At 69.4% G+C, this 20,739-nt stretch carries 14 protein-coding genes and 4 pseudogenes; 8 read left to right on the plus strand and 10 right to left on the minus strand.

Translation table 11 applies throughout. The annotated features are described in order from the left end of the window. Positions 1-106 precede the first annotated feature (106 nt). From ACZ4MF_RS40320 to ACZ4MF_RS40335, 4 genes are all read right to left on the minus strand, one after another. On the minus strand, positions 107-670 hold the full coding sequence (locus ACZ4MF_RS40320) for a dihydrofolate reductase family protein (RefSeq protein ID WP_467498176.1): 564 nt from the start codon (positions 668-670) through the stop codon (positions 107-109). 217 nt (positions 671-887) lie between these two features. After that, positions 888-2,513 (minus strand): class I adenylate-forming enzyme family protein, encoded by a 1,626-nt coding sequence (locus tag ACZ4MF_RS40325; RefSeq protein WP_467498178.1) that lies wholly within the window; start codon positions 2,511-2,513, stop codon positions 888-890. A 502-nt stretch (positions 2,514-3,015) separates the two neighbouring features. Beyond that, positions 3,016-3,135 (minus strand): helix-turn-helix domain-containing protein, encoded by a 120-nt coding sequence (locus ACZ4MF_RS40330; protein WP_467498180.1) that lies wholly within the window; start codon positions 3,133-3,135, stop codon positions 3,016-3,018. Positions 3,136-4,503: 1,368 nt separating this feature from the next. Beyond that, complete coding sequence (locus ACZ4MF_RS40335; protein ID WP_467498182.1) at positions 4,504-5,046, minus strand: hypothetical protein; 543 nt, start codon at positions 5,044-5,046, stop codon at positions 4,504-4,506. A 506-nt stretch (positions 5,047-5,552) separates the two neighbouring features. Between ACZ4MF_RS40335 and ACZ4MF_RS40340 the strand changes: the two are divergent. Together ACZ4MF_RS40340 and ACZ4MF_RS40345 are read left to right on the plus strand one after the other, a co-directional pair. Continuing rightward, a pseudogene (locus tag ACZ4MF_RS40340) lies at positions 5,553-5,897 on the plus strand (hypothetical protein); the annotation flags it as partial. Between the two features lie 278 nt (positions 5,898-6,175). Continuing rightward, positions 6,176-6,679, plus strand: coding sequence for a histidine phosphatase family protein (locus tag ACZ4MF_RS40345; protein ID WP_467498184.1), 504 nt, complete (start codon positions 6,176-6,178; stop codon positions 6,677-6,679). Between the two features lie 76 nt (positions 6,680-6,755). Here ACZ4MF_RS40345 and ACZ4MF_RS40350 read toward each other — a convergent pair whose 3' ends face one another. After that, a complete protein-coding gene (locus tag ACZ4MF_RS40350; RefSeq protein WP_467498186.1) occupies positions 6,756-7,172 on the minus strand; it encodes a hypothetical protein in 417 nt (138 codons plus the stop codon). 233 nt (positions 7,173-7,405) lie between these two features. Here ACZ4MF_RS40350 and ACZ4MF_RS40355 point away from each other — a divergent pair. Continuing rightward, positions 7,406-8,219 (plus strand): annotated as a pseudogene (locus ACZ4MF_RS40355) (transposase). On the opposite strand, the gene ACZ4MF_RS40360 reads toward ACZ4MF_RS40355, so the two are convergent. Further along, a complete protein-coding gene (locus ACZ4MF_RS40360; protein WP_467498188.1) occupies positions 8,220-8,765 on the minus strand; it encodes a GNAT family N-acetyltransferase in 546 nt (181 codons plus the stop codon). 256 nt (positions 8,766-9,021) lie between these two features. Here ACZ4MF_RS40360 and ACZ4MF_RS40365 point away from each other — a divergent pair, with 256 nt between their 5' ends. Further along, positions 9,022-9,420 carry a hypothetical protein gene (locus ACZ4MF_RS40365; RefSeq protein ID WP_467498190.1) on the plus strand — a complete coding sequence of 133 codons (399 nt, stop codon included), beginning with the start codon at positions 9,022-9,024 and terminating at the stop codon, positions 9,418-9,420. Positions 9,421-9,733: 313 nt separating this feature from the next. Here ACZ4MF_RS40365 and ACZ4MF_RS40370 read toward each other — a convergent pair whose 3' ends face one another. Further along, on the minus strand, positions 9,734-12,154 hold the full coding sequence (locus ACZ4MF_RS40370) for a hypothetical protein (protein WP_467498192.1): 2,421 nt from the start codon (positions 12,152-12,154) through the stop codon (positions 9,734-9,736). A 185-nt stretch (positions 12,155-12,339) separates the two neighbouring features. On the opposite strand from ACZ4MF_RS40370, the gene ACZ4MF_RS40375 reads away from it, so the two are divergent. Beyond that, positions 12,340-12,864: a hypothetical protein gene (locus ACZ4MF_RS40375; protein ID WP_467498194.1), complete on the plus strand. Its 525-nt coding sequence runs from the start codon at positions 12,340-12,342 to the stop codon at positions 12,862-12,864. A gap of 354 nt (positions 12,865-13,218) precedes the next feature. Here the strand turns inward: ACZ4MF_RS40375 and ACZ4MF_RS40380 are convergent, their stop codons facing one another. Next, the gene (locus ACZ4MF_RS40380; protein ID WP_467498196.1) at positions 13,219-13,788 is read right to left on the minus strand and encodes a chorismate mutase; all 570 of its coding nucleotides are present in this window, start codon (positions 13,786-13,788) and stop codon (positions 13,219-13,221) included. A 90-nt stretch (positions 13,789-13,878) separates the two neighbouring features. On the opposite strand from ACZ4MF_RS40380, the gene ACZ4MF_RS40385 reads away from it, so the two are divergent. After that, positions 13,879-14,082, plus strand: a complete 204-nt coding sequence (locus ACZ4MF_RS40385; RefSeq protein ID WP_467498198.1) for a hypothetical protein — start codon at positions 13,879-13,881, stop codon at positions 14,080-14,082. Positions 14,083-14,824: 742 nt separating this feature from the next. Here the strand turns inward: ACZ4MF_RS40385 and ACZ4MF_RS40390 are convergent. Together ACZ4MF_RS40390 and ACZ4MF_RS40395 are read right to left on the minus strand one after the other, a co-directional pair. Next, positions 14,825-15,415 (minus strand): annotated as a pseudogene (locus ACZ4MF_RS40390) (IS5 family transposase); the annotation flags it as partial. A 159-nt stretch (positions 15,416-15,574) separates the two neighbouring features. Then, on the minus strand, positions 15,575-16,021 hold the full coding sequence (locus ACZ4MF_RS40395) for a hypothetical protein (RefSeq protein WP_467498249.1): 447 nt from the start codon (positions 16,019-16,021) through the stop codon (positions 15,575-15,577). A gap of 750 nt (positions 16,022-16,771) precedes the next feature. On the opposite strand from ACZ4MF_RS40395, the pseudogene ACZ4MF_RS40400 reads away from it, so the two are divergent. Next, positions 16,772-18,562, plus strand: a pseudogene (locus ACZ4MF_RS40400) (DNRLRE domain-containing protein); the annotation flags it as partial. Between the two features lie 534 nt (positions 18,563-19,096). Beyond that, positions 19,097-20,737: an amidase domain-containing protein gene (locus ACZ4MF_RS40405; protein WP_467498251.1), complete on the plus strand. Its 1,641-nt coding sequence runs from the start codon at positions 19,097-19,099 to the stop codon at positions 20,735-20,737. Positions 20,738-20,739 lie beyond the last annotated feature (2 nt).

Below are 20,739 nucleotides of genomic sequence, written 5' to 3' on the forward strand. Positions count from 1 at the left end.
CAGTGGCACGGCATCGCCACCCGGTACGACAAGACCACCGAGTCCTACCAAGCAACCGTCACCCTCGCAGCCCTGCTGATGTGGGCGTGACATTTGACGACAGAACCTAGCGCGCCACGCGGTGGCGGAGGTAGACGACTCTTGAGCTGAAGGTGCGGGTCTCGACGAGTTCGAGATCCACCCGGCGCTCGTGCCGGGGGAAGAACGGGATGCCACCGCCGACCAGCACTGGGTAGACCATGGCCCGGTACTCGTCGATCAGACCCAATGCGGCCGCCTCCGCGGCGAGGGTCGCGCCCCCGATCGCGATGTCGCCCTCCCCCGGCTCGGCTCGCAACCGCTCGATCTCCTCGGCCAGACCACCGGAAGCCAGGCGGGCATGGCCCTGCACCGCGGGCAGCGTGGTGGAGAACACCACCTTCGGGAGCGGCTTCCAGAGTGCGGCCCACTCAAGCATGGAGTCGTCGAGTGATGGATCCTGATCGGCGGTCTCCCAGTACAGCATGGTCTCGTACAGCCGTCGTCCCAATAGGTGGACGCCGACCTCTCGGATTTCGTCGATCCAGAAGCGAAAGACGTCCTCGTCGGGCGCCGTCCAGTCGAAGTCGCCGTCCGGCCCGACGATGTAACCGTCGAGTGAGACGTTCATCGAATAGGTCACGCTGCGCATCAGAAGCCCTCCTCGGTGACGGGTTCGACAGTACGACCGCCGGACGCCACAGGACTCATCGCGGCTCGCGGGATCTGGGCCGAACCACCTCACCATGCCGCATTTCTTCGCCCTTTCCACAGGGGAAAGGGCGGCCGGTAGAGGTGGGTCACGATCATCCTGTCCTCCGGGCGCACTTGACGTCGCATCGGCCGACGTGCCTCCACAGCGACGGAACCTACGGCATGTCCAAGACCCCGCTGGTCCGCGCGGCGCGCAGCGCCTTCTTGTCCACCTTGCCGACCTTGGTCGTCGGCAGGTGGTCCAGCAGCACTGTCCTCCTGGGCGTGTACAACGCGCCCAACTCTGCGGTCACCGCCGCGCCGACCGCCTCCGGGTCGACGTCAGCGCCCTCGGCCGTGGCCAGGAAGATCTGGACGGCCTCCCCGTACTCCTCGTCCGGCACACCCAGCGCCGCCGCGTTGCGCACACCGGGCAGGGTGAGCAGGAAATCCTCCAGGACCCTGGAGTAGACGTTGTCGCTGGTGCTGCCGGTGACGATGATGTCTTTGGCCCGATCGACGAGATAGAGGTACCCCTCGGCGTCGAGATAGCCCATGTCCCCGGTGCGCAGCCAGCCGTCGTGCAGCGCCGCCGCGGTGCGCTCCGGGTCCTCGTAGTAGCCGAGCATCACCGTCTCGCCACGGACGCACACCTCGCCGACCTGCCTGACGGGCAGTGCCGCCGAGCTGTCTTCCCCACGGATCTCGATCTCGACGCGGGATATCGCGCGACCGCAGCTGCGCCAGAGCTCGGGGCGGCGGGCTCCCTCCGAGGCGAGATCCTCCGCACCGAACGCGGTGATCCCGAGCGCCTCCGACTGCCCGTAGCCCTGGCTGAGCACGGGCCCGAACACCTCGACCGCCTGCTGCAGCCGGCTGGGCGACGTGGCCGCGCCGCCGACGACGATCCGCCGCAGCGCGGGCAGAGCGTTCGGCTCGCACGCCGGGTGGTCGAGAACCGCGTACAGCATGGGCGGTACGAACATGGTGGCGGTGATCCGCTCCTCGCGCAGCACCGTCAGCGCCGCGCCCGCTTCGAACTCGGGCAGCACGACGAGGGTGGACCCCGTCACCAGAGCCTGGACCGAGGTGAGGTGGCCGCTGCCGTGCGTGAGCAGCGTGGAGGCGAGCACCCTGTCCGTGCCCTGGTCCATGGCCGGGAAGACCGCGGGGCGGGAGTTCTGCGGAGCGTCTTCCAGCAGGTCCACCAGCGCGTCGTAAAGCCGGTGGCTGTGCGCGGCGAGCTTGGGACGGCCCAGAGTTCCGCCGGTGTAGAGGACGGTGACGGCTTCGTCCTCTCCCGGGGCGGGCACGCCGTCGGGGCGCACGGCCGGGCACTCGGCCGCCAGGGCCAGCAGGTCCGTGCACCGCTGCTCACTGGGCCCGAGGCTCAGCAGTACAGGGGCATGGACACTGCGACCGGCCGCATCGGCGGCCCGTTGCGCGAAGAGCGGGTCGGTGACCACGGCGCGCGCCCGGGACTGCTGGACCAGCGCGGCGAGCTCGCCCGGCCCTGGCTCGGGCGGCAGGAACACCACGCGGCAGCCGATGAGATGAACGGCGAGCTGTACCAGGACGGAGTCCACGCGATTGGCCAGGAACAGCCCCACTCCGTCGCCGGGCGCGAGCACCTGCCCACGCAGGGCATGCCCCAACCTGAACAGCCGCCGCCGAGCCTCCCTCCTGGTCAGCCGCTGCGCGCCCTGGACGAGCGCCTCGGTGTCCTCGTCCTTGCACCAGTGCTCCAGAATCCGGTCCACGTACGTCCGCAGCTCGGAAGTTTCCTGTGCGTTAATGATCACCAACACATCCAAACACGCCGCTCAGAAGCCGTGGATTCACAGGGCACACCTTCGGCCACCAGCCGGCGGAGTTCCATGACGCGGCGGTTCCGGCGTTGTGCTGGACGGGGGCCGAGGCGAAGTGGTGCTCGGCGGTTCGATGTTTGCCGGGACAGGGTGTCGTCGTCATGGCCGACGGCGGAGACATCGTCGGAAACCGCCCCCCGCCTCCCCGCAGGGCGGTGAGCATGCCGATGGCGATGACGCACGCGATCGTGCGGTGACCGAGGCCCACCTGATGGCCGATCACCTGGCCGACCCCGTGATCCTACGGCCCAGCGCCTCGCAGCGGAAAGCAACGAGGCTCTTGATGGCCCTGTTCTCGTCGCGGGTCCGGGTCCGGGTCTGGGCGCTCAGGACGAGGTCGGGGCCGACCTCCTCGGAGGCAGTGATGCAGCTGCTCGACCAGCTCTGCCTGGAAGGCGCCGTGGACGTCGATCATCACGCCGAGCAGCCGACTGCGCTAGCTGGCCAGGGCGCTGGCGGTGCGGTCCGGACCGTAGCCGAGGTCGGCGGCGGCCTTCAGGACCCGCTGCCGGGTGCGCTCACCAGGTCCCGGCGCACCACGCAGCACCAGCGACACCGACGCCGTGGACAGGCCTGCCCTCGCGGCGACGCCTCCAGCCGCGGACGGACAGCCGCCCGCCGGCACCCACGCGGGTAGCGAAACCGGGCTCGTCCACACGACCTCGCAGGGATTTGCGGCGACAAGACCCTCGGACGCCACCATTGCTCAGTCATGCTTGCCGAGGGCCTCGTCAGTGCGCTCCGAGGCGTGGGTACCTGGCCGAGCCGCTGCTGCGCGTGCCCGTGTCGGCCGAGCGTGATCCGACCAGGAGCAGGCAGAGCACGGCGACCCAGGCGACGACTCCGGTGAGAAGGAGGGATCGGGCCGAGCGGGCGGGACGCGGAGGCGGCGCTGTCGGCCTCCGGGGCCGCCTGCTGGGTGGGCGCGGCGGCCGAGCGACTGGGGCCGGTGCGCGCGGTCGGAGCCGGTGCGGGGACGGACCGCGTGGTCTGTGCAGCCGTGAGGTGGAGCCGTAGGTGCCGGCCGTGGTGAAGGTGTGGCTCCAGCTGCCGCCCTTGCTCAGCGTCGGCGAGTGAATCGACTGCGGGCCGGAGGTGGTTTTCACGTCGTGGAGGCCGGTCCTGGTTGACCCAGGTGACAGTGTCGTCGGCTGTGATGGTGAGGGCATGCGGGCCGAAGGCGTAGCCGGACAGGCCGCCCGCCAGGACCAGTACGGCGAGCAGCAGGCGTACGGTGCGGGCGGGCCGGGGCCGGGTAGTCAGGGAGCGCATGTCAACTCCGCGGCGAGAAGCAGACCGAGATGGCGTGCGGCACGAGTGCGGGACAGGGAGAAACCGGTCGTGCGGCGCAGTACGCCGCAGAGCAACTGCCATGCCGGGCCGCGCCGTTTGAAGACCGAAGCAACTTACAGGACAGCCCGACGAAGCGACTCATGACGATCCCCTCACGGACGAGCAGCAGCTGCGCAGAGCTCCCCCACCCGTGGAGCGCTGTACTCGCCGAGGCCCGGCCGCACAGGTGCGCGGGCCCGGCCCCAGGGCCACGTGGCCGCGCATGCTGTCGCATGCTCCGGGCCGTCAGCTGCCTCCCCACATGCGGGCGGTGCGTCATACCGGACGGCGGGCAGGGTGTGGCCGATGGATGGCCAGTCGGGCTGAGCGACGGCCTCGACACGGACTGGCAGCCGCGGCCCCAGGAGACGGGGGGCGCCCTGGCCGGCGGCGACGATGTCGCCGGGGAGCAGGAAGGACCGCTGAGGCGGCACGCCCCGGCCCTCTCACCGCCACCGTCGGCGCAGCGGGTGGCCGGCCTCGGCCTGGACTGGCAACCCCGGCCACGCAGTAGCGCGGGGTTCGACACAACGGATGGGCGCTCGGCAGGGGCCCTCCCGCGCGGAGGGCCCCGCCCCTTTCCGGTCCGACGTCAGCTCAGGCCGAGGTTGGACAGAGCGGTCGTCCAGTCGGTCATGATGGCGTTCTGCGCGTCGGAGAGGTTCACCTGACCGTCGCAGACGGCCGTCTTGAGCTTGTTCTCGACGGTGTCCTTGTCCGCGGAGGTGTAGCCGGTGCCCGTGTCGTAGCGGGGCTCGGGCCACAGGTTCTGCTCACTGGTCGGGCTGCCGCCGAGTTCGAGCGGGACGAAGTGGTCCTCCTCGTAGTCGGAGAGGCTCGTGTCCGCGTAGCCGTACTCCACGATCTGCTGCTTCTTCAGCGCGGTGGTGTACGAACTCGGGGGCCGGACGGTCGAGGTCCAGCCCGAGACGCAGATGGTCGAGTCGATGGTGTCCTGCGTCACGTCCGGGTTGAGGGCGCCCGGCGTGCAACTGGAGTCGGGCAGGGGGAGATAGGACTGGCTGCAGCTGGCCGCATGGGCGGTGCCCATGGTGACCGTCAGGCCCGCGGCAGCAAGCGCGAAGGCCGACAGGGTGGTCACCAGAGGGCGCGATATGTGGGGCAGGGGGGACATGGGGGATCTCCCGGTGGGGATGCCCGGCAGGGATTCCGGGCGGACGCGTGCATGACATCAGCGAATCCCTCTATGCGGGTAGATCCCTTTGCCCGACCTAGACCGGCCCGAGCGAAAGTACTGTTCACGTTTACACGAAATACACGGGACCATCCCCGCATGGCCAAGCAGAGCAGCCCTGGGAGCCTTGGCACAGCACGGTGTTGGACCTCGACACATCACAACAGCGCTGTCCCGACGCCCCTACACGATGAGATGCGACCGTCACCGCCATCGCCATCGCCCAGTGAAGGCCGCCCTCCGGTACCGAACTGCCCAAGTGACCGGTCGTCCCGTGAGGCGCCCGCCCCCGCTCGCCCCCTGGTCCCGATCGGCTTCCCCCAAGTCCTGCTCCGCGGCGTCAAGGAGCCAAGGCCGCCGACGTCACCGGCCGACCTGCTCCACCACAGGCCCCTCCGCACCCGTATGGCGCCCCGGCCACCGGCGAGTGCGAGGCATCCGGCGTCGCAAGCCGTTCCACCGCCCTGGTCGGCCTCGCCGACAGCACGGCGCAGTACTGGTGCACGCCGGACGCGTCGACGGGCAACTTCAGCAGCCCGGTGCTGAGGCCGGGCACGTACACCCAGACCCTTTTCCAGGACGAACTGGCCGTCGCCGCGCGGGCCGTGAGCGTGACGGCCGACACCGCCACCGCGGGCCAGAACATCACCTCGTCCTGCACTGGACCTCCTGCGCGCACGGCGCCTCCAGCGAGCCGAGTCACCGAAGCCTGCCGATCGGCACCTGTCGCGGCAACAACACGTTGTTCACGTACGCCGCCCCGGCCAGGGCGTTCGTCGTCGGCAGCATAGAGCCGGGCCGTCGGGCTGCCGGCACAGGCCAACAGCCCGCCAACTCCTCGCAATCTCCTCGTATGCGCGAGCAGACCCCGCCGTCGTCGGCGTAAGGTCGGCCCGTGCGTGAAGTCGGTCAACCCCCCTCGCTGCCCTCCGCCCCTGTGGCTCGTCGTCTGCTCCTAGGCGCGGCCCTTGTGTCGGTCGCCCCATTCGGCGTCGGATGCGCCGACTCGCACAAGAAACCCAAAGCGGCCCGTTCACTCACGGTGAATGCCGCTGACGGGACCGTGGTGATGGTGATCCGGCACGGTGAAAAGCCCGCCTCCGGGCTGAGCGGGATGGACGACTCGGGGCGACCGGACAGCAAGTCGTTGACGGCTCGGGGCTGGGAGCGGGCACACGCGCTCCCGAAGCTGTTCTCGCCGCCCAGGGCGGGACTGGCACGACCGGCAACGGTGTTCGCCGCCTCCGACCAGGGCCCGAACGCGGGCGCCCATCGCATGCGCCAGACGGTGACCCCACTGGCCAAGGACCTCGGACTGGCCGTCGACACCGACTTCGCCGAAGGGTCCGAGCGCCGGCTCGCACAGGCCGCGCTGACCGCGCCGGGCCCCGTACTGATCTGCTGGGAGCACAGCCGGATCCCCGCCGTCGTGGCCGGGCTCGGCGCGGCGGACGCCCCAGGAACGCCGGCCACCTGGCCGGACCGCTTCGACCTCGTGTGGGTTTTCCGCCGCCGGTCCGGATCCTGGTCGTTCACGCAGGTCGACCAGCATGTGCTGCCGGGAGACCGGTGATCGACGGATCACGGAACGGGGTACGCGCGATGTCACGGCGTACCCCGTCGAGCGGTGCGGTGATCCGGGGCGCGGGCTACAGGCTCGGCAAGGAGGGGAACGTGCAGGACGCTACGGAACCGCTGCCGCTCACCGAGCCGGCGGTCACGCCCGTGCCGGAGGGGGTGATGTCACTGTTGTACAGGCCGATGTTCACGTACGAGGCCGTGAACGCCGTGGCGTCCAGGCTGACGTTCTCCAGGGTCAGGCCCAGCGGATGCCGGGAGTCGAGGCCCACGAAGGTGGACGTGACGCCGGAGACAGAGCTGGTGGACTTCCCGCCATTCACCAGGATGCCGACGCGGGTGTCCTCCTTTGTGGTCAGGTGCGGGGTCGTACGCCGCGAAGAGGTGGCGGAAACCGTGCGGGCGGGTGTAGGTCGCCCGCCGGCGGGGGCGCGGTTCCCGGTCGGGGTCATGACCTCGCCGTCGGCGATGGCGTGGAGGTGCTCCACCCTGGTCTTCTTGGCGGCGTAGTCAGGGTCGCGGGAGGTCTTCCGACTCTCTCACCCAGCCGGGCGGGAACTGTAGCCGGTCGTTCGACGTGAACGCGCTGGTATCGGCCCGGGGCCTGCACCTTCTGTCCGTGACCGCTCTCTGAACAGTGGCAGGCCATCGCGTAAGTCTCCCTGGTGAACGAGCAGTTCGACCGGAGGAGCGCGCGACGGCCTTGTCCCAAACCGATCTGATGCGGATGCCGGAGTCACCACGTACGGCTGACGGAGTCGAGACGGTCAGGGTGCCGTGCGAGCGCATTCTGCCTGGCTCATCGAGGCCGAGGCCACGGAGGTCATCTGTGCCGCCCCGGGCGAGCACTCCGAGAGGCGCACGACCTGGCGCAACGGCCACCGGAAGCGGGGGCTGACCACCCAAGCCGATGACCTCGATCTGAAGATCCCGAAGGTGTGGCCGGGACGTTCTTGCCCAGCCTGGACCACACCGTCTTCCCCTACGTCTGCCTGGATGCCGCCTACTGCAAGGCCAGGGTGCACCATCAGATCGTGCCCCAGGACGTGGTCATCGCCACGGGAATCTCCGCAACCGGCCACCGGGACATCCTCGGGCTGATTGGTCACAGCGAGTCGAAGCCGTTCTGGGCAAAGTTCCTGCGTTCCTTACGGGCCCGTGGCCTGGAGGATGTCCAGCTGGTGATATCCGCACGATCTGTACGCATGCCACGGCAGAGGCCGTCCGCACCCAGCTGGACGTCGTCGCCGACATGCTCGGACGGGAGTTCCCGCAGGTTAGGACGTTGCTGCTGGAGGATTCGACGGATAGCACCGCGTTCGCGGACTTCCCGCCGGCCCACTCGTGAAGATGTTCCCCACCCTGCGGGCCCGGACCGCCTCGCAGCCGCAGTCCTGGCCGAGCTCCACGGCGAGTGGCAGGTTTGCGACCGCCGCTACCTCTCCGAAGGCTCCACGGCTGAACTCTTCACCGGTACCCCCGCCGACATCGACCGGCAGCCTCTCCCGCCAGAACCGAATCAGCTCGGCCGGTGACTACACCACTTCGCGAGGGCACGATCGGATCCGGTACAGCACACACTGGCGAAGCGGCCCCTCGGGCACGCTCGGATCCTCGAAGTCGTCGGCCGGATCCCGGGTCATGCCGATCCGGCGCATCACCGCCCGGGATCGGAGGTTGTGGACGGTCGTCGACGCCACCACTTCCGGCAGCCCGATGGCCTCGAAGCCGAAAGCCAGGCAGGCCAGGGCGGCCTCGGTGGCGTAACCGTGACCCCACGCCGAACGCATCAACCGCCAACCGATATCCACTCCCGCGAACGGCATGTCCCTATTCACCTCGTCCAAGCCCACACGGCCGATGAACTCACCGGTCTCCCGTGCTTCGAGCGCCCACCACCCAAAACCCCGCTCGTCGAACTCGGCCTGCATGAGTGCCACCGAGGCATCGCTTTGCTCCCGCGTCAGCAGTTCCCCCAGGTGTTCTCGGACTTCGGGATCGGCGTTCATGGCCGCCCACGGTTCGAGGTCGGACTCCCGCCAGCGGCGGAGCAGAAGACGATCGGTTCGCAGTTCTGGCATGCCACCCAGCCAACCCGATCAAGATCAGGGTGTCGATCAGTTATGTCGACGCCCAGGTTGGCTGTCAGGCAGCCCGCTTTGGTCTGTACGCGGTGAGGCAGCGCGGGTGGTCGGCCCACTGCAGTTACGAGGTAGTGACAATCGGGGGCCAACTTCTTGGCACGGCAACCACTCTTCTCCGGTGAAAGAGCGTCAATTAGGGAGTAACGAAGTCCAGTTGGCGCAAAGGGGGCAAAGAGATGAAGGAGACCCGAGTATGAAGCTTGGCATGAAGCGGCTCGCGGCGGTCGGCGCGCTGGGGGTGGCCTCGGCTGCACTGGCGGCATCCCCGGCGTTCGCGAAGGGCGACATCTCGATTCAGGCCGCTCCTCACACCGTGCATGCCGGCCACGTGGTGAAGGTACGCGGTCAGGGTGATGACGACGCCGAGCGGTACACCACGCTCGTCATACAGGAGCGGTCCGGCGAACCCGGCCACTGGGGCCACTGGCACGCCGTCACACGGAGCTTCAGCAGCGACGCGCGCGCGGACGTCAAGGCCACGCACACGGGCGAGCTGCAGTTCCGTTCCGTGCTGTACTCGACCGACAAGCACCACCAGCACGCGAAGACGGATCGCACCTCCAGGCCAGTGACGGTCCACGTCGTCCGCTGACCTCACAACAGCACCGCACACCGATCGACCGCCTTTCCCGGAACGGCACGACCGCTCCGGGGAAGGCGGCGCCGCTCCTCGCCCGTCCGCACCGGCTCGATGAAGAGCATCGGCCCCGGTGATGCGACAGTGGTCCGCACACGGGATATGTGACCTCGCGCTCCGCAACGCCTCGCCTCGCCTCGCCTCCGGGGCTGCTCGGTAAGAGAACGGCGATGTGGCGTCGGGCCGCTGGCGCGCGATGACGACGCGGCTCCCGCGCCCGGAAGGCGGGTGCGGGAGCCGCGTCGCTTCGCTGGTGCCGTCGGTGCTGTCAGCGGTGCGCGCCGTGTCGGCGCCTGAACCAGACCAGGGCGGCTCCGCCCGCGACGAGCATGGCGGCGATGCCGGCGATGCCGAGGACCTGCGTGCCGGTGTGCGCGAGGCCGCCGCCGTTGTTGTCATCGCCGGGCGGGGTGGCCGGCGGCGTGTGTCCGGCCGCCGGCGTCGAGTGTCCCGGGGCCGGGGTGTGGCTGGCCGGGGGCGTGGTCGGCTGGTGGGTGGGCGTGCTGGTCGGAGTGCCGGTGGGAGTGGGCGTCGGCGTGCCGCCGCCGCTGCCGGTGGACCGGCCGTCGCCGCCGAGGAGGGTCAGCTTCGGGTTGTCGGCGTCATCGGGCTGTGTCTTGGCGGCTGTCCTGGCCGACTTGGGCAGGTACGGGTGCTGTACGCGGAACTCGACCGAGGTGATGTTCCGTTTGGGCGCCTTGGAGAAGTCGACGCCGCCCATGACGCACACCTTCTGCTGGCCTGCGTACTCGCACGGGTAGGAGTAGTCCCCCTTGGTGTAGGACGTCATGTAGTCGTCCCACGTCTGCTTCGGCGTCCAGTGCTGGTTGGGGGCGCGCAGCGGCCACGCGCCGATGTTGCCGCTGTTGATGACGGAGTGGTAGTCCGACGGGCTCTGCGCGTCCTGCTGGCGGACGTACTCCGCGGCCACGCGGGCGCTGTAGACGCGGCGCAGGTCGGCGAAGTCGGCGGTGGAGTCGACCTTCTGCTCCACGTCGGGGATGACGTACTGCCGGACCAGGGCCTCGCCGGTCTTCTCCTGGGCGTCGCTCAGGTCGCACTTGCCGTTGGGGTTGGGGTGCTTGACGACGAGGTGGGCGACGCTCACCTTGAGGGGGGCGTCGAGGATGTAGAGGCCGTTGTCGTCGGCGCGGACCTTGGCGGTCTTCGGTTCGATCCACAGGCGGATCGACGGCGAGCAGGGGACGTTGGCGACCTTCATGGCGTCCCAGAACGTCTTGCCGACGCCCTGACGGGGATCCATGTCCTTGGCGTAGTCGTGCTTGAGCTGGAGGTCGGCCTGGAGCAGGACGCGTCCCGCGTCGGTCTTCCCGAACACCGGGTTCATGATCTTGTCGGGCTGGTCCGGGTTGAGGTTGACCCAGAACTTGTCCGGTGTGAGCGCGAGCCAGGTGAAGAAACTGTCGGAGATCAGGGCGGCCTTGGCCTTACCGCCCCACCCGTAGTCCTTGCTCTCGTCCTGGATCTTGTCCGCGGAGAACGCGTACGGCAGGCCCTTGCCCTTGACGGGCTTTCCGACATAGGCGAGGTCGAGGGTGGAGAAGTCGATGCCGCCCGGCCCGCGGACACCGAAGTTGGTGGCGCCGTTCCTCCCGATACGCTGGAGCTGCCTCTCCATGTCGAGCGGGGTGGGCGGCGACTGGTCGATGACGCGTGAGGCTCCGCCGGCGGCCCGGTTGTTGCCGTTCACCGCGAAGTCGGGATCCTCCAGCGTGGAGCCGGACACGTTGCGGTAGTTGACGGACTTGTACTCCGGGACGTCGTCGGACAGGTGCTCGTACGCCCGCATGCGGGGCTGGCCGCTCGCGTCCTTGTACTCGTCGGCCACCCTGTTGACGTACTTGGTGGTGGCGGAGTCCTTGGACTCCCCGTTGACATAGGCGATCTTCCCCTCGCTGAAGCGGGGGTCCTCCAGGAACTTCTGATTCGCGAGGTCCTGCCCGGTGTCGCGGCCCGGACCGGCCTTGAACTCCAGGAACTCGCCCTTCTTGTAGTTCACGGCGTCGAACTTGCGGACCAGCGGCTTCATCCGGCCGGTCTTGGGGTCCTTGACCATGACGGGGTTGCCGTCCTTGTCCTTGATCTCGATCTCCTCCTGGCAGAGCCAGTCCTCGCCGACCAGGCCGAGATCGTTGATCACCTTCGTCTCGTAGGCAGCGCCGCGTCTGTTGTTGTTGTTCGGCAGGATGTAGCCGTCCGACAGCCACTTCGCGAACGTCGAGTACTTCGGCGTCTTGCCCTGATTGTCCTGGAGATACTGCTTGTAGCGGGCGAACGCCCGCTCCTCGCTGTTCTCCGGATACTGGGTGTACTTCTTGTCGAACTTGTCGAGGAACGCATCCCGCTCCTTGATCTGCTCCGGAGTCGGGTTCTCCGCGTCCCCCGGCAGCGTCAGACCGTCCAAGGTCTGCCGCGGGGCGTTGTACGTGTAGGTGTCCACGTCACCCGGGGCGCGGACCTGGATGTTGTGATCCCACGGCAGATCGTTCGTACCCGGATTCGTCGCGGTGACGTCGGGAAGGCTGTCGCAGCGCTTGCCCTTGGCCGCGTACGCGGCATCGCCCGGCAGGCCGGGCAGCCCGGTCAGGGTCAGCACCCCGGCTGCGGCCAGGGTCAGCGCGGCCCGCAGCCACACGCGCCGACGGGGCGCAGGTATCAGTTGAGTCACGAGGCTTCTCCAGTGGGAGCCCAGACCACTCGGTTCGCATACGGCGCCACGGGGCCCCCGTGACATCTGTGGCGCCGCCGGAAGCCTCACCCTACGGACGAGACGATTGACACGCCCTCGTCAACTCGCCGCGCACACAGGATCGACACAACCGGGCGCACCCCGGTAGCCGTAGAGTGCCGGGCATGCGCCCCATCGACGACCCCTCCTACCAGGACAACCCACATCTGAACGCCTGGCTGGACGCCGCCCGCGCCGACTTCACCGCCCTCGTCGAACAGCCAGGCGGATCCTGGGACTTCGCCCCCGACTCCCTCCCCCGCCTCGAACGCCTCGTCCTCGACCGCTACGCCACCTGGGAGGAGCAGTACGACGACCGACGGGGGCCGTTCCTGCGCGCGGTCGGCTGGTACGTGGGCGAAGTCCTCGTACGGCACCACGGCGCGGTCTGGGTGTGGCCGCCCGACACTCCCTGCCCCAGCCCGGACCGGTCGTGTCCGGCCGTGACCTACCCTTACGACCGCCTCACCGACCGGGAGGCCGAAGCTGTCGCCGCCTCGGAGGAGGACGGCGAGTCCCTGCTCCCGACCGTCGACCCGCACCACATCCTCGGCACCCTGTACCGAGCGAACTCCCATCTGAGCGTCGCCCTGGAACACTTCGAGGACTGGCGCGACGACCTCACCCCCTGGATGCCACCGACGTCCTGATCCACCGGCCAGACCCCAGCGCTCCAGGGCCAGGGAGGCGGGATGCGGAACGTACAGGCGCGGCGGTCTCGCCATCTTCCTCGATCACACAGCGGCGATCGCCGGACCCGTCCACCGCGTCGGGGAGAGCGACCAGACCGTCTGCCAGGGGTCACGGACGAGGCACGGGTGCCCGGCCCGGGGAGGGGTCGGATCCGGGCGGCGCGGCGCGGCAGAGGGCGCAGCCGCGGATGCCCTGCCGCGAAGCAGGATCGACGCCCTGCGCACGGCGAAAGCGAACATCACCCGTTGAATCGTGTTCAGACGTCGCGCGATTGACCGCTCCCCGGCGCTCCGACGGCACTAGTGAGGGAGCTATTTCGCCTCGCACACGTGCGGCAGGGAACGCCCGAGCGCGATCGAGTGGAGCATGTCCAGCCGCATCGTACGGTCGGTGTTGCGGTACGCGGCCAGCAGCCGACCTCCGCACCGGGGGCTGGTACGGGGCGCCTCGGTGTCCGCGATGGCCTGAACGAGCTCGCCGCTGACACGGTTGATCTCGACGCGAATCACTGACAGATCGGGGCTGCCGGTCGGCGCCTCAGACGGATCCGCGTCCCAGATGTGGAACAGCCCGCGTTGGACGATCTTGCTCGCCTCGATCTGGTCCCGGAATACGGCTACCACCTCATCCGGGTCGGTGCCGAGTGCCCTGGCCTGGGCGGTCACGTCGTCGAGTACCTGCTGCTCGCGGGCGGGGTCGTCGATGGGCTGCCCCGTGCGGTACTTGGCGGCGGCCACCTGGTCGGCGATGAGGACCCGCTCGGCGGACAGCCTCGTCAGCGGTTCCAGGGACGGACGGGCGACGGGTCCAGCGGCCGCCGCAGGGGCGACGGCGACAGCCAGGGCGGCCGTCGTGAGTACGGCAATGATCGTCTGACGCAAAGTTCCTCCTCGGTCGAACCGATCCCAGGATCACCCGATAGACGTGATCCCACCGGGAAACATCCCCGATTATCCTGCCTGGACGGCTACTTGGCGGTCGACAGAGGGGCGCTGTCGAGCCTGTCCATGGACAGGCAGCGCAGCAAGTATCGGCGACGCGGCGTGGAAGCCGCCCTCATCTACGCCCGTGAACGCCGCGACGCCGAACGCATCCAGCGGTGGGAGCAGTTGGGCATGGTCTGGTCACACAACCACGTTGCGCGGGACCGCAACGCGAACGACAGCGGTCGTTGAGGCAGGACAGCTGCCCTGGCGGTAAGTCAGAATGCCGACTCTTCTGCATCGATAATCGCTGGGATAGGCGAAGTGGCCTTGCCATACTGATGCGATGTGCTTTCGCGGAGGGACTCCTCACCGGCATTACGTGTGCCTTCCCTGTCGCTCTTCGTTCAAGAAGCGCGGCACGTGGGCAAGCCGATGCCCGCGCTGCGGTGGAGAGTTGGTCGACGCGGGCCAGGACCTCGCTGTGCCGAAGCGGAGCGACTCCGCTGGGTGGCGGACGTTGACCGCCCTGCTGAATGCGGGTGTCACGTTCCACTCTGGCTGCTGTGACGGGCCCGGCTGGCGGCCTCGAACGCCGCGCGAGGTACGCGAGCGGCTGGCCGCCGCGGCCGGCACCGGCGTGCCGCTGAGCGTGGCGCTGACGACGGTCGACCCTGATGAGCTCCGTCCCGGGCGCGCCGCACGCTGAGCCGTCGGCGTGGCTCGTCCCACACGCGGCAACGCGCGCCTGAATGAGAACCTCGCGCGACTGCCACACTCCAAGAGCGGAAAGACCAGGGCTCCTCAGGCCTCCCGGCCAGCAGTGACAGTCGTCAGGGTGGAGGGATGTTGTTGCCGACGAACTCCGCCAACGCGTCGGCGGACTCGGAGGTCAGCCGGTAGAAGCCCTGGAGACCGACCGAGCGCTCGAGGCGGCCGTCGACCGTGTGCTTCGAACCGCGGGTCGGGCCTCGACGGTTGCGCCAGGCAAGCCTCGCAGCCGACTGCGGATCGCCCTGGAGCTGTAGCCCTTGTCGCCCGGGACGTGCGAGGGCGGCACCCGGGGCCGTCCCGGGCCTGGGCGGGGTACCCGGATCGCGTCCATCACGGTGATGAACTGGGTGCGGTCGTTGGTGTTGCCGCCTGTGACGGTGAAGGCGAGTGGGCAGCCGGCGCCGTCGCAGGCCAGGTGAATCTTGCTGGTCAGGCCGCCTCGGGAGCGTCCGAGCGCCAGGTTGCGGAGCCGCCCTTTTCGGGCGCCGGCGGCATGCTGGTGGGCGCGGACGATGGTGGAGTGGACCGACACCAGCCAGTCGATGTCCCCGGCGGCGTCCGCCCGTACCTGGGCGGCGCGGAGCATCCGCGTGAACGTGCCGTCCGCCGCCCACCGGCGAAAACGGGTGTGCAGCGTGGCCCACGGCCCGTACCGCTCGGGCACGTCCCGCCAGGCCGTCCCGGTCCGGAACTTCCACACGATCCCGTTGAGGACCCTGCGGTCGTCCAGCCGCTTGCGCCCACGCGACGACACGGGCAGCAACGGCCGGACGAACTCCCACTCGGCATCGGACAGTTCATGGCGACGCATCACCCGACCATGATCCACCAGTCAAGATCAATCGACGACAGACCCTAGACCGCAGGCCAGGACACCGCTCCGGCCCGCGCTCCAGACGCGCTGGACATAGCCGGGCGTGGAGCCGCTCGTGCGGATCTGCGGTTTCGTCCGCCACGTTCTTGAGACTTGTCAGTCGAGGCCCCCGGTCTCCTCAATATGCTTGACGAAGGCCGCGGTGATCCGGGGGCGGGCGGCGTCGGGCACGAGCGCGCGTTCCAGGCCTTCCTCGATGCCCCATTCCGTGTTGAACATGACCGGGATGTCGGCCGGTGCCAGGTTGTTGCGGAGCCACAGCGCGAAGCGCGCCGCCAAGTGGGCGTTGCAGTCAAGTACGCAAACGCCCTCAGGTTCCAGGCTGGCCAGGCCTTCCAAGTTTTCCTCGTCGAGAGTGGTCCCGAAGATCATCGACGCCCCGCGGACCGGTCCGTCTCCCCCGCCGTCACGGCGGATGAACGTGTCTGGATCGCGCTCGCGCAGCCGTGCTTCCAGCCCCTCGAAGGTCAGTTCCCAGCTCTGGCCCTGAGGAGGGGTGAAAACGAACATGGTGCGCAGTTCCGCGATCTCTTCCGGTTTCATGGCGGTATTTTCCCGCGCGTGCGGGTGGCGGCGGTCGGGGGACGTAGCGGGCATGGCCCTTGGCGCCGCCGGGTTCGCCTCACCTCCAACCGGTCGGCGCCTGCCGACGACGGGCCGGCTGTCCCACGGCTCCCATCTGGCCCGCGCCCACGGCGTCACGGTCCGCCAGGCGAGAGTCATGACGGCGATGGCGGTGGAGTCGACGTCGGAGTCATTTGTCGACGGGATCAGGCTCGGCCAGGCGCCGTTCCGGCACTGCCGACTCGCCGCCGCACGTGCAGTCACGACGAGGCGTCCACGCCACCGGGCACTTCAGCTCGTCGAAGTTCGTGCAGTCGTCGCCCGTCCCGCGCGAGGTGATCAGGGTGTGGTCCGGGTGCTTCGGAAGGGGGTCCGTTCGGGGTGTTCGGGGACTGGCCGGCAGCGACACCTCGCAGAGGTCGTCCCAGCCCTGCATCCGGCACGAGGCAGGGGACCAAGTCATCCGGCGCTCCCAGGCCCTGGCGGATGTCAAGCGGGTCGCGGAGAGCAGGGGTGCGCGGTTCGGCCGGGAGGGACTACTCGGAGAGGGACGGATTCTCGAAGCTCAGCGTTCCAACATGATCGATGATCAATGTCACCTGTGGGACGGCAGGCCGGATCCATGGATACATAGCAACAAAACGGTCATGCACCTTCACGCGAGAATCGCCCCAGACCCTAGACTTTACGACCGCATTACTTTCTATTGACCCGAGAATTGACAAGCACATGCGCATACCAAAGGCCGGTGTCGCCGGCCTGGTTCTTCTCTCCGTCCTGGTGCCGGCGACACCGGCGTACGCCGCTGCGCCGTCGCAGCAGAGCGGTCCGGTACCGGACGCCACGACGGCCCCCGACGTTCCCTCCGCCCTCGCCGCTGCCCGCCGTGGCGGCGATCGCGTCGAGGCGTTGTCCGAGCGGACCGAGACCTCCACCACCTGGGTGCACGCGGACGGTTCGCTGACCACGGAACTGACGGCCGGTCCGGTCCGGTTCGAACGGGACGGCCGCTGGGTGGCCGTGGACACCGACCTGGCCGTCCGGCCGGACGGCTCCGTCGCCCCCAAGGCGCACCCCGCCGAGCTGACCCTGGGCGGCCCGGGTGGCGAGCCGGCCGACTCGCTCGACGCGACCCGTACCGCCAAGCCCCGTGACCTGGTCACCCTCGGGGAGGGGGAGCAGCAGGTCACCCTCCAGTGGAAGGGCGGGCTGCCCAAGCCCCTGCTGGACGGCAACCGGGCCGAGTACGTCGAAGCCGTGCCCGGTGCCGACGTGGTCGTGGAGGCGACCCGGACCGGTTTCGAGCAGTACGTCGAGATCAAGAAGCGGCCCCGACAGCTCGACGGCGAGGGTGCCTACCGGTACACCCTGCCGCTGCGGGCCGAGGGGCTCAAACTCAGGCAGCAGACCGACGGCAGCGTGCTGTTCACCGACCGCCGCACCGGCCAGGAGCGTGCCGTCATGCCGGCCCCGGTGATGTGGGACGCGACCGTGGACGAGCGGTCGGGCGAGCACACCCGCAGAGTGCCGGTGGGCATGGACGTCGTGGAGAACGGCGACGACTCCTTCGACCTCGTGGTGACGCCCGACGCCGGCTTCCTCGCCGACCCGAACACCCGTTTCCCGGTGACCGTGGACCCGTCCACCTCGGCGCTGAGCAACGTCTTCGACACCTACGTCCAACAGGGCGAGACCCGCGACTGGTCCACCGACACCGAGCTGGACTTCGGCAATCCCGGGACCAAGAACGCCAACGGAACGCCCCGTACGGCCCGTTCGTACATCACCTGGGGCACCGCCCCCATCGCGGACGCCCTGGTCAGCAGCGCCAAGCTGAGCCTGTGGAACTTCCACTCGGCCAACACCGACTGCAAGCCGCAGGCCTGGGAGGTCTGGTCGGCCGACGCGGCGAGCACCGCCAGCCGCTGGACCAGCCAGCCCACGATGCAGAACAAGTACGCCACCTCCACCGAGACCAAGGGCAACCCGGCCTGCGGTGCCGGTGGCTGGATCGGTGCCGACGTGACCGGTCTCGTGCAGACCTGGGCCTCCGCCAAGGCCCCCAAGGCCACGATGGGCCTGCGGGCCGCGGACGAGTCTGCCGTCGCCCCCTGGAAGCGCGTCAACTCGGCCAACTCCACCGCGAACCCGCCGAAGCTGTCCGTGACGTACAACTTCCGTCCGCGCAGCGGCAACAACCGGCAGGCCGGGCCGCCGTTCGTCAAGGACGCCTCCGCCACCTGGCAGGTCGACACCACGACCCCGACGCTGCGTGACACCTTCTCCGACAAGGACGGCGACCGGGTCAACGGCACCTTCGAGATCGTCGATGCCGCCACCGGCAAGCGCGTCGGGAACCATCTCGTCTCGCCCTATGTCGACTCCGGCCGCCCCGCCGCCGTCACCCTGCCCGACGGGCTGCTGAGGGACGGCACCACCTACCGCTTCCGCACGAGCCCCTACGACGGCAGCCACTACAACACCGCCTGGTCGCAGTGGACCACCTTCACCGTGCAGACCGGCCGCCGGCCCGGTGGGCTGCCCGACATGCCGCAGGCGCTGGAGCAGGGTGCGACCGACACCCTCACCCCGCTGCTGTCCGGTGTCGCTTCCAGCCCCGAACAGGGCCGTGTCCGCGCCGAGTTCTCCCTGCGCGACGAGGACGGCAAGCCGCTCGACGGCGTGCGTGTGCCCGACGCCTGGGTGGACAGCGGCCGGCGCGCCGCCGCCCAGGTCCCGGCAGGCGCGCTGCGATCCGGAACGACGTACCTCTGGGCAATGCGCGCCTGCACCGACACCGGCTGCTCGGCCTGGTCGTACGAGCAGGAGTTCACCGCGTCCGACAAGCCCGGCCCGAAAGCCCCCGATACCAAGTCGCTGACGCTGAGCGGCCCGTCGCTGGACGACGCCACCGCCCCTGTGCGCGAGGACGCTCCCGCCACGCGGGACGGCCGACTTGTACTCGACGCCGACCACACCGGTTGGCTCAAACCGGACCTCACCAAGGTGCCTGCCGGTGCGCGGATCGCCCGGGCCCGGCTCGAACTCACGCCCATGAGCGGCGCCGAACGGCCGGTCGAGATCTATGAGTTGCTCGACCCCTGGTCTTCCCCGCAGCACGGCAAGGACCTCTCGGGCCTCCTCGATGAGGCTCCCTTCGCCGACGCCGCCCGGCCCGGCGACCAGGACCTCGCCCCGGTCGTCCAGTCCTGGCTGGAGCAGGAGAGCGGCGAGGGCCTCGCGCTGCGGCTGCCATCCGGTGAACGGGAGACCGTCGCGTACCACTCCTCCCGGGCCCAGGACGCCGCCCAACGGCCCCGCCTGGTGATCGACTACGTCCCCTCGGCCGCCCCGGGCCGCCCGCAGGACGTCCGCGCCACCTCCGGTGACGGCGGACTGCTGGCCACCTGGAACCCGCCGCAGGACGACGGGTCGGCCGGTGAGGGGCCCGAGTACACCGTCGTTGTCCGCAGGCAGGACGGCACCGAGGCCGCCCGCGTGACCACGACCGCCCCCCGGGCCGTCGTCACCGGTCTCGCGGACAAGACCACCTACCGCGTCTCCGTCCAGGCCCGCACCGGGCACGGCACCAGCCCCGAAGCCACCGCCGAGCCGGTGACCACAGCGGGCGTCCCCGGCGGCGCCACCTCCTACCGGGAGATCGTCCAGCAGTACCTTGACGCTCGCGCCGGCATCCTCACCGGCCGGCACGCGACCGCCGCCGCGGCACTCGCCGCCGGCTCCCGCGGGGCGTCCTTCGCGGACCTGCTGAACGCCCAGGCCCCCGCCCTGGCCGAATCCCGCGAGCTCCTTGCCCGGCATGGCCGTACCTACACCGACGCCTCGGCGAAGCTTTCCGACGTCCTGGTCGGCACGGACGCCGACGGAACCGTCTTTCTGCGGGCGGCGGTCGCCGAGTCGGCCCAGCTGAAGCAGGATGGTGCCGCCGAGCCGGACGAGGGGCTCCAGGAGCAGCGGTTCACATTCAGCAGCAACGGTGGCGCCCCCATCCTGCACCTGGCGACCGACGCCCCGGCCGCCGAGACCGTGCTGACCGAGGCACCCTCTGCCTGGAACGGCTTGGACGTGGCCCCGCCCGACGCCCGGGACGCCGACGAGGTCCCGGACGAACCCATCGCCTTGGACGCCGACGGCTTCCCGGTCGAGGAGCGGACCGCCGCGTCCCCCGCGGCCCTGCGTGCCGCGGCAGTGTCAGGCTCCGGGACCGCCGCGTGGGCCTCGAAGAACATCAACACCAAGTGGGAGTACGGGCAGGACTGTACCAACTTCGTGTCCAAGGCCCTCTACCACGGCGGCAAGATGAAGACCCGCTCCGGCGGCCGCAAGCACGACCGCGCCTGGTGGCAGCAGTACTACCTGTTCGGCACGATCAAGAACAAGAGCTACACCTGGTCGGGCGCCGAGAACTTCCGCCGGCACATGACCAAGTACAGGGGCGCGCCGTCGGTCTCGCAGAAGGGCGCCCGACCCGGCGACATCGTCATGTTCAAGTGGAAGAAGGAGAAGGTGTACAACCATGCCGCGGTCGTCGTCGGCAACAACGGCCGTGAGATCCAGCTGCGCCAGCACGGCGGCGTGAGCAAGACCACGCTGAGCGCCGCCATCGCCCGCTACCGCCACAAGGCCAACTACATCGAGCGCGTGATCATCTTGCGCCCGAAGGCGAGGAACTGACC

The organism is Streptomyces sp. NPDC025793 (assembly GCF_055558375.1).

Coding starts and splice junctions, on each gene's coding strand:
- ACZ4MF_RS40320 (WP_467498176.1), bottom strand. CDS start 670: ATGCGCAGCGTGACCTATTCGATGAACGTCTCACTCGACGGTTACATC.
- ACZ4MF_RS40335 (WP_467498182.1), bottom strand. CDS start 5,046: ATGTCCCCCCTGCCCCACATATCGCGCCCTCTGGTGACCACCCTGTCG.
- ACZ4MF_RS40345 (WP_467498184.1), top strand. CDS start 6,176: ATGGTGATCCGGCACGGTGAAAAGCCCGCCTCCGGGCTGAGCGGGATG.
- ACZ4MF_RS40360 (WP_467498188.1), bottom strand. CDS start 8,765: ATGCCAGAACTGCGAACCGATCGTCTTCTGCTCCGCCGCTGGCGGGAG.
- ACZ4MF_RS40365 (WP_467498190.1), top strand. CDS start 9,022: ATGAAGCTTGGCATGAAGCGGCTCGCGGCGGTCGGCGCGCTGGGGGTG.
- ACZ4MF_RS40375 (WP_467498194.1), top strand. CDS start 12,340: ATGCGCCCCATCGACGACCCCTCCTACCAGGACAACCCACATCTGAAC.
- ACZ4MF_RS40395 (WP_467498249.1), bottom strand. CDS start 16,021: ATGAAACCGGAAGAGATCGCGGAACTGCGCACCATGTTCGTTTTCACC.
- ACZ4MF_RS40405 (WP_467498251.1), top strand. CDS start 19,097: ATGAGCGGCGCCGAACGGCCGGTCGAGATCTATGAGTTGCTCGACCCC.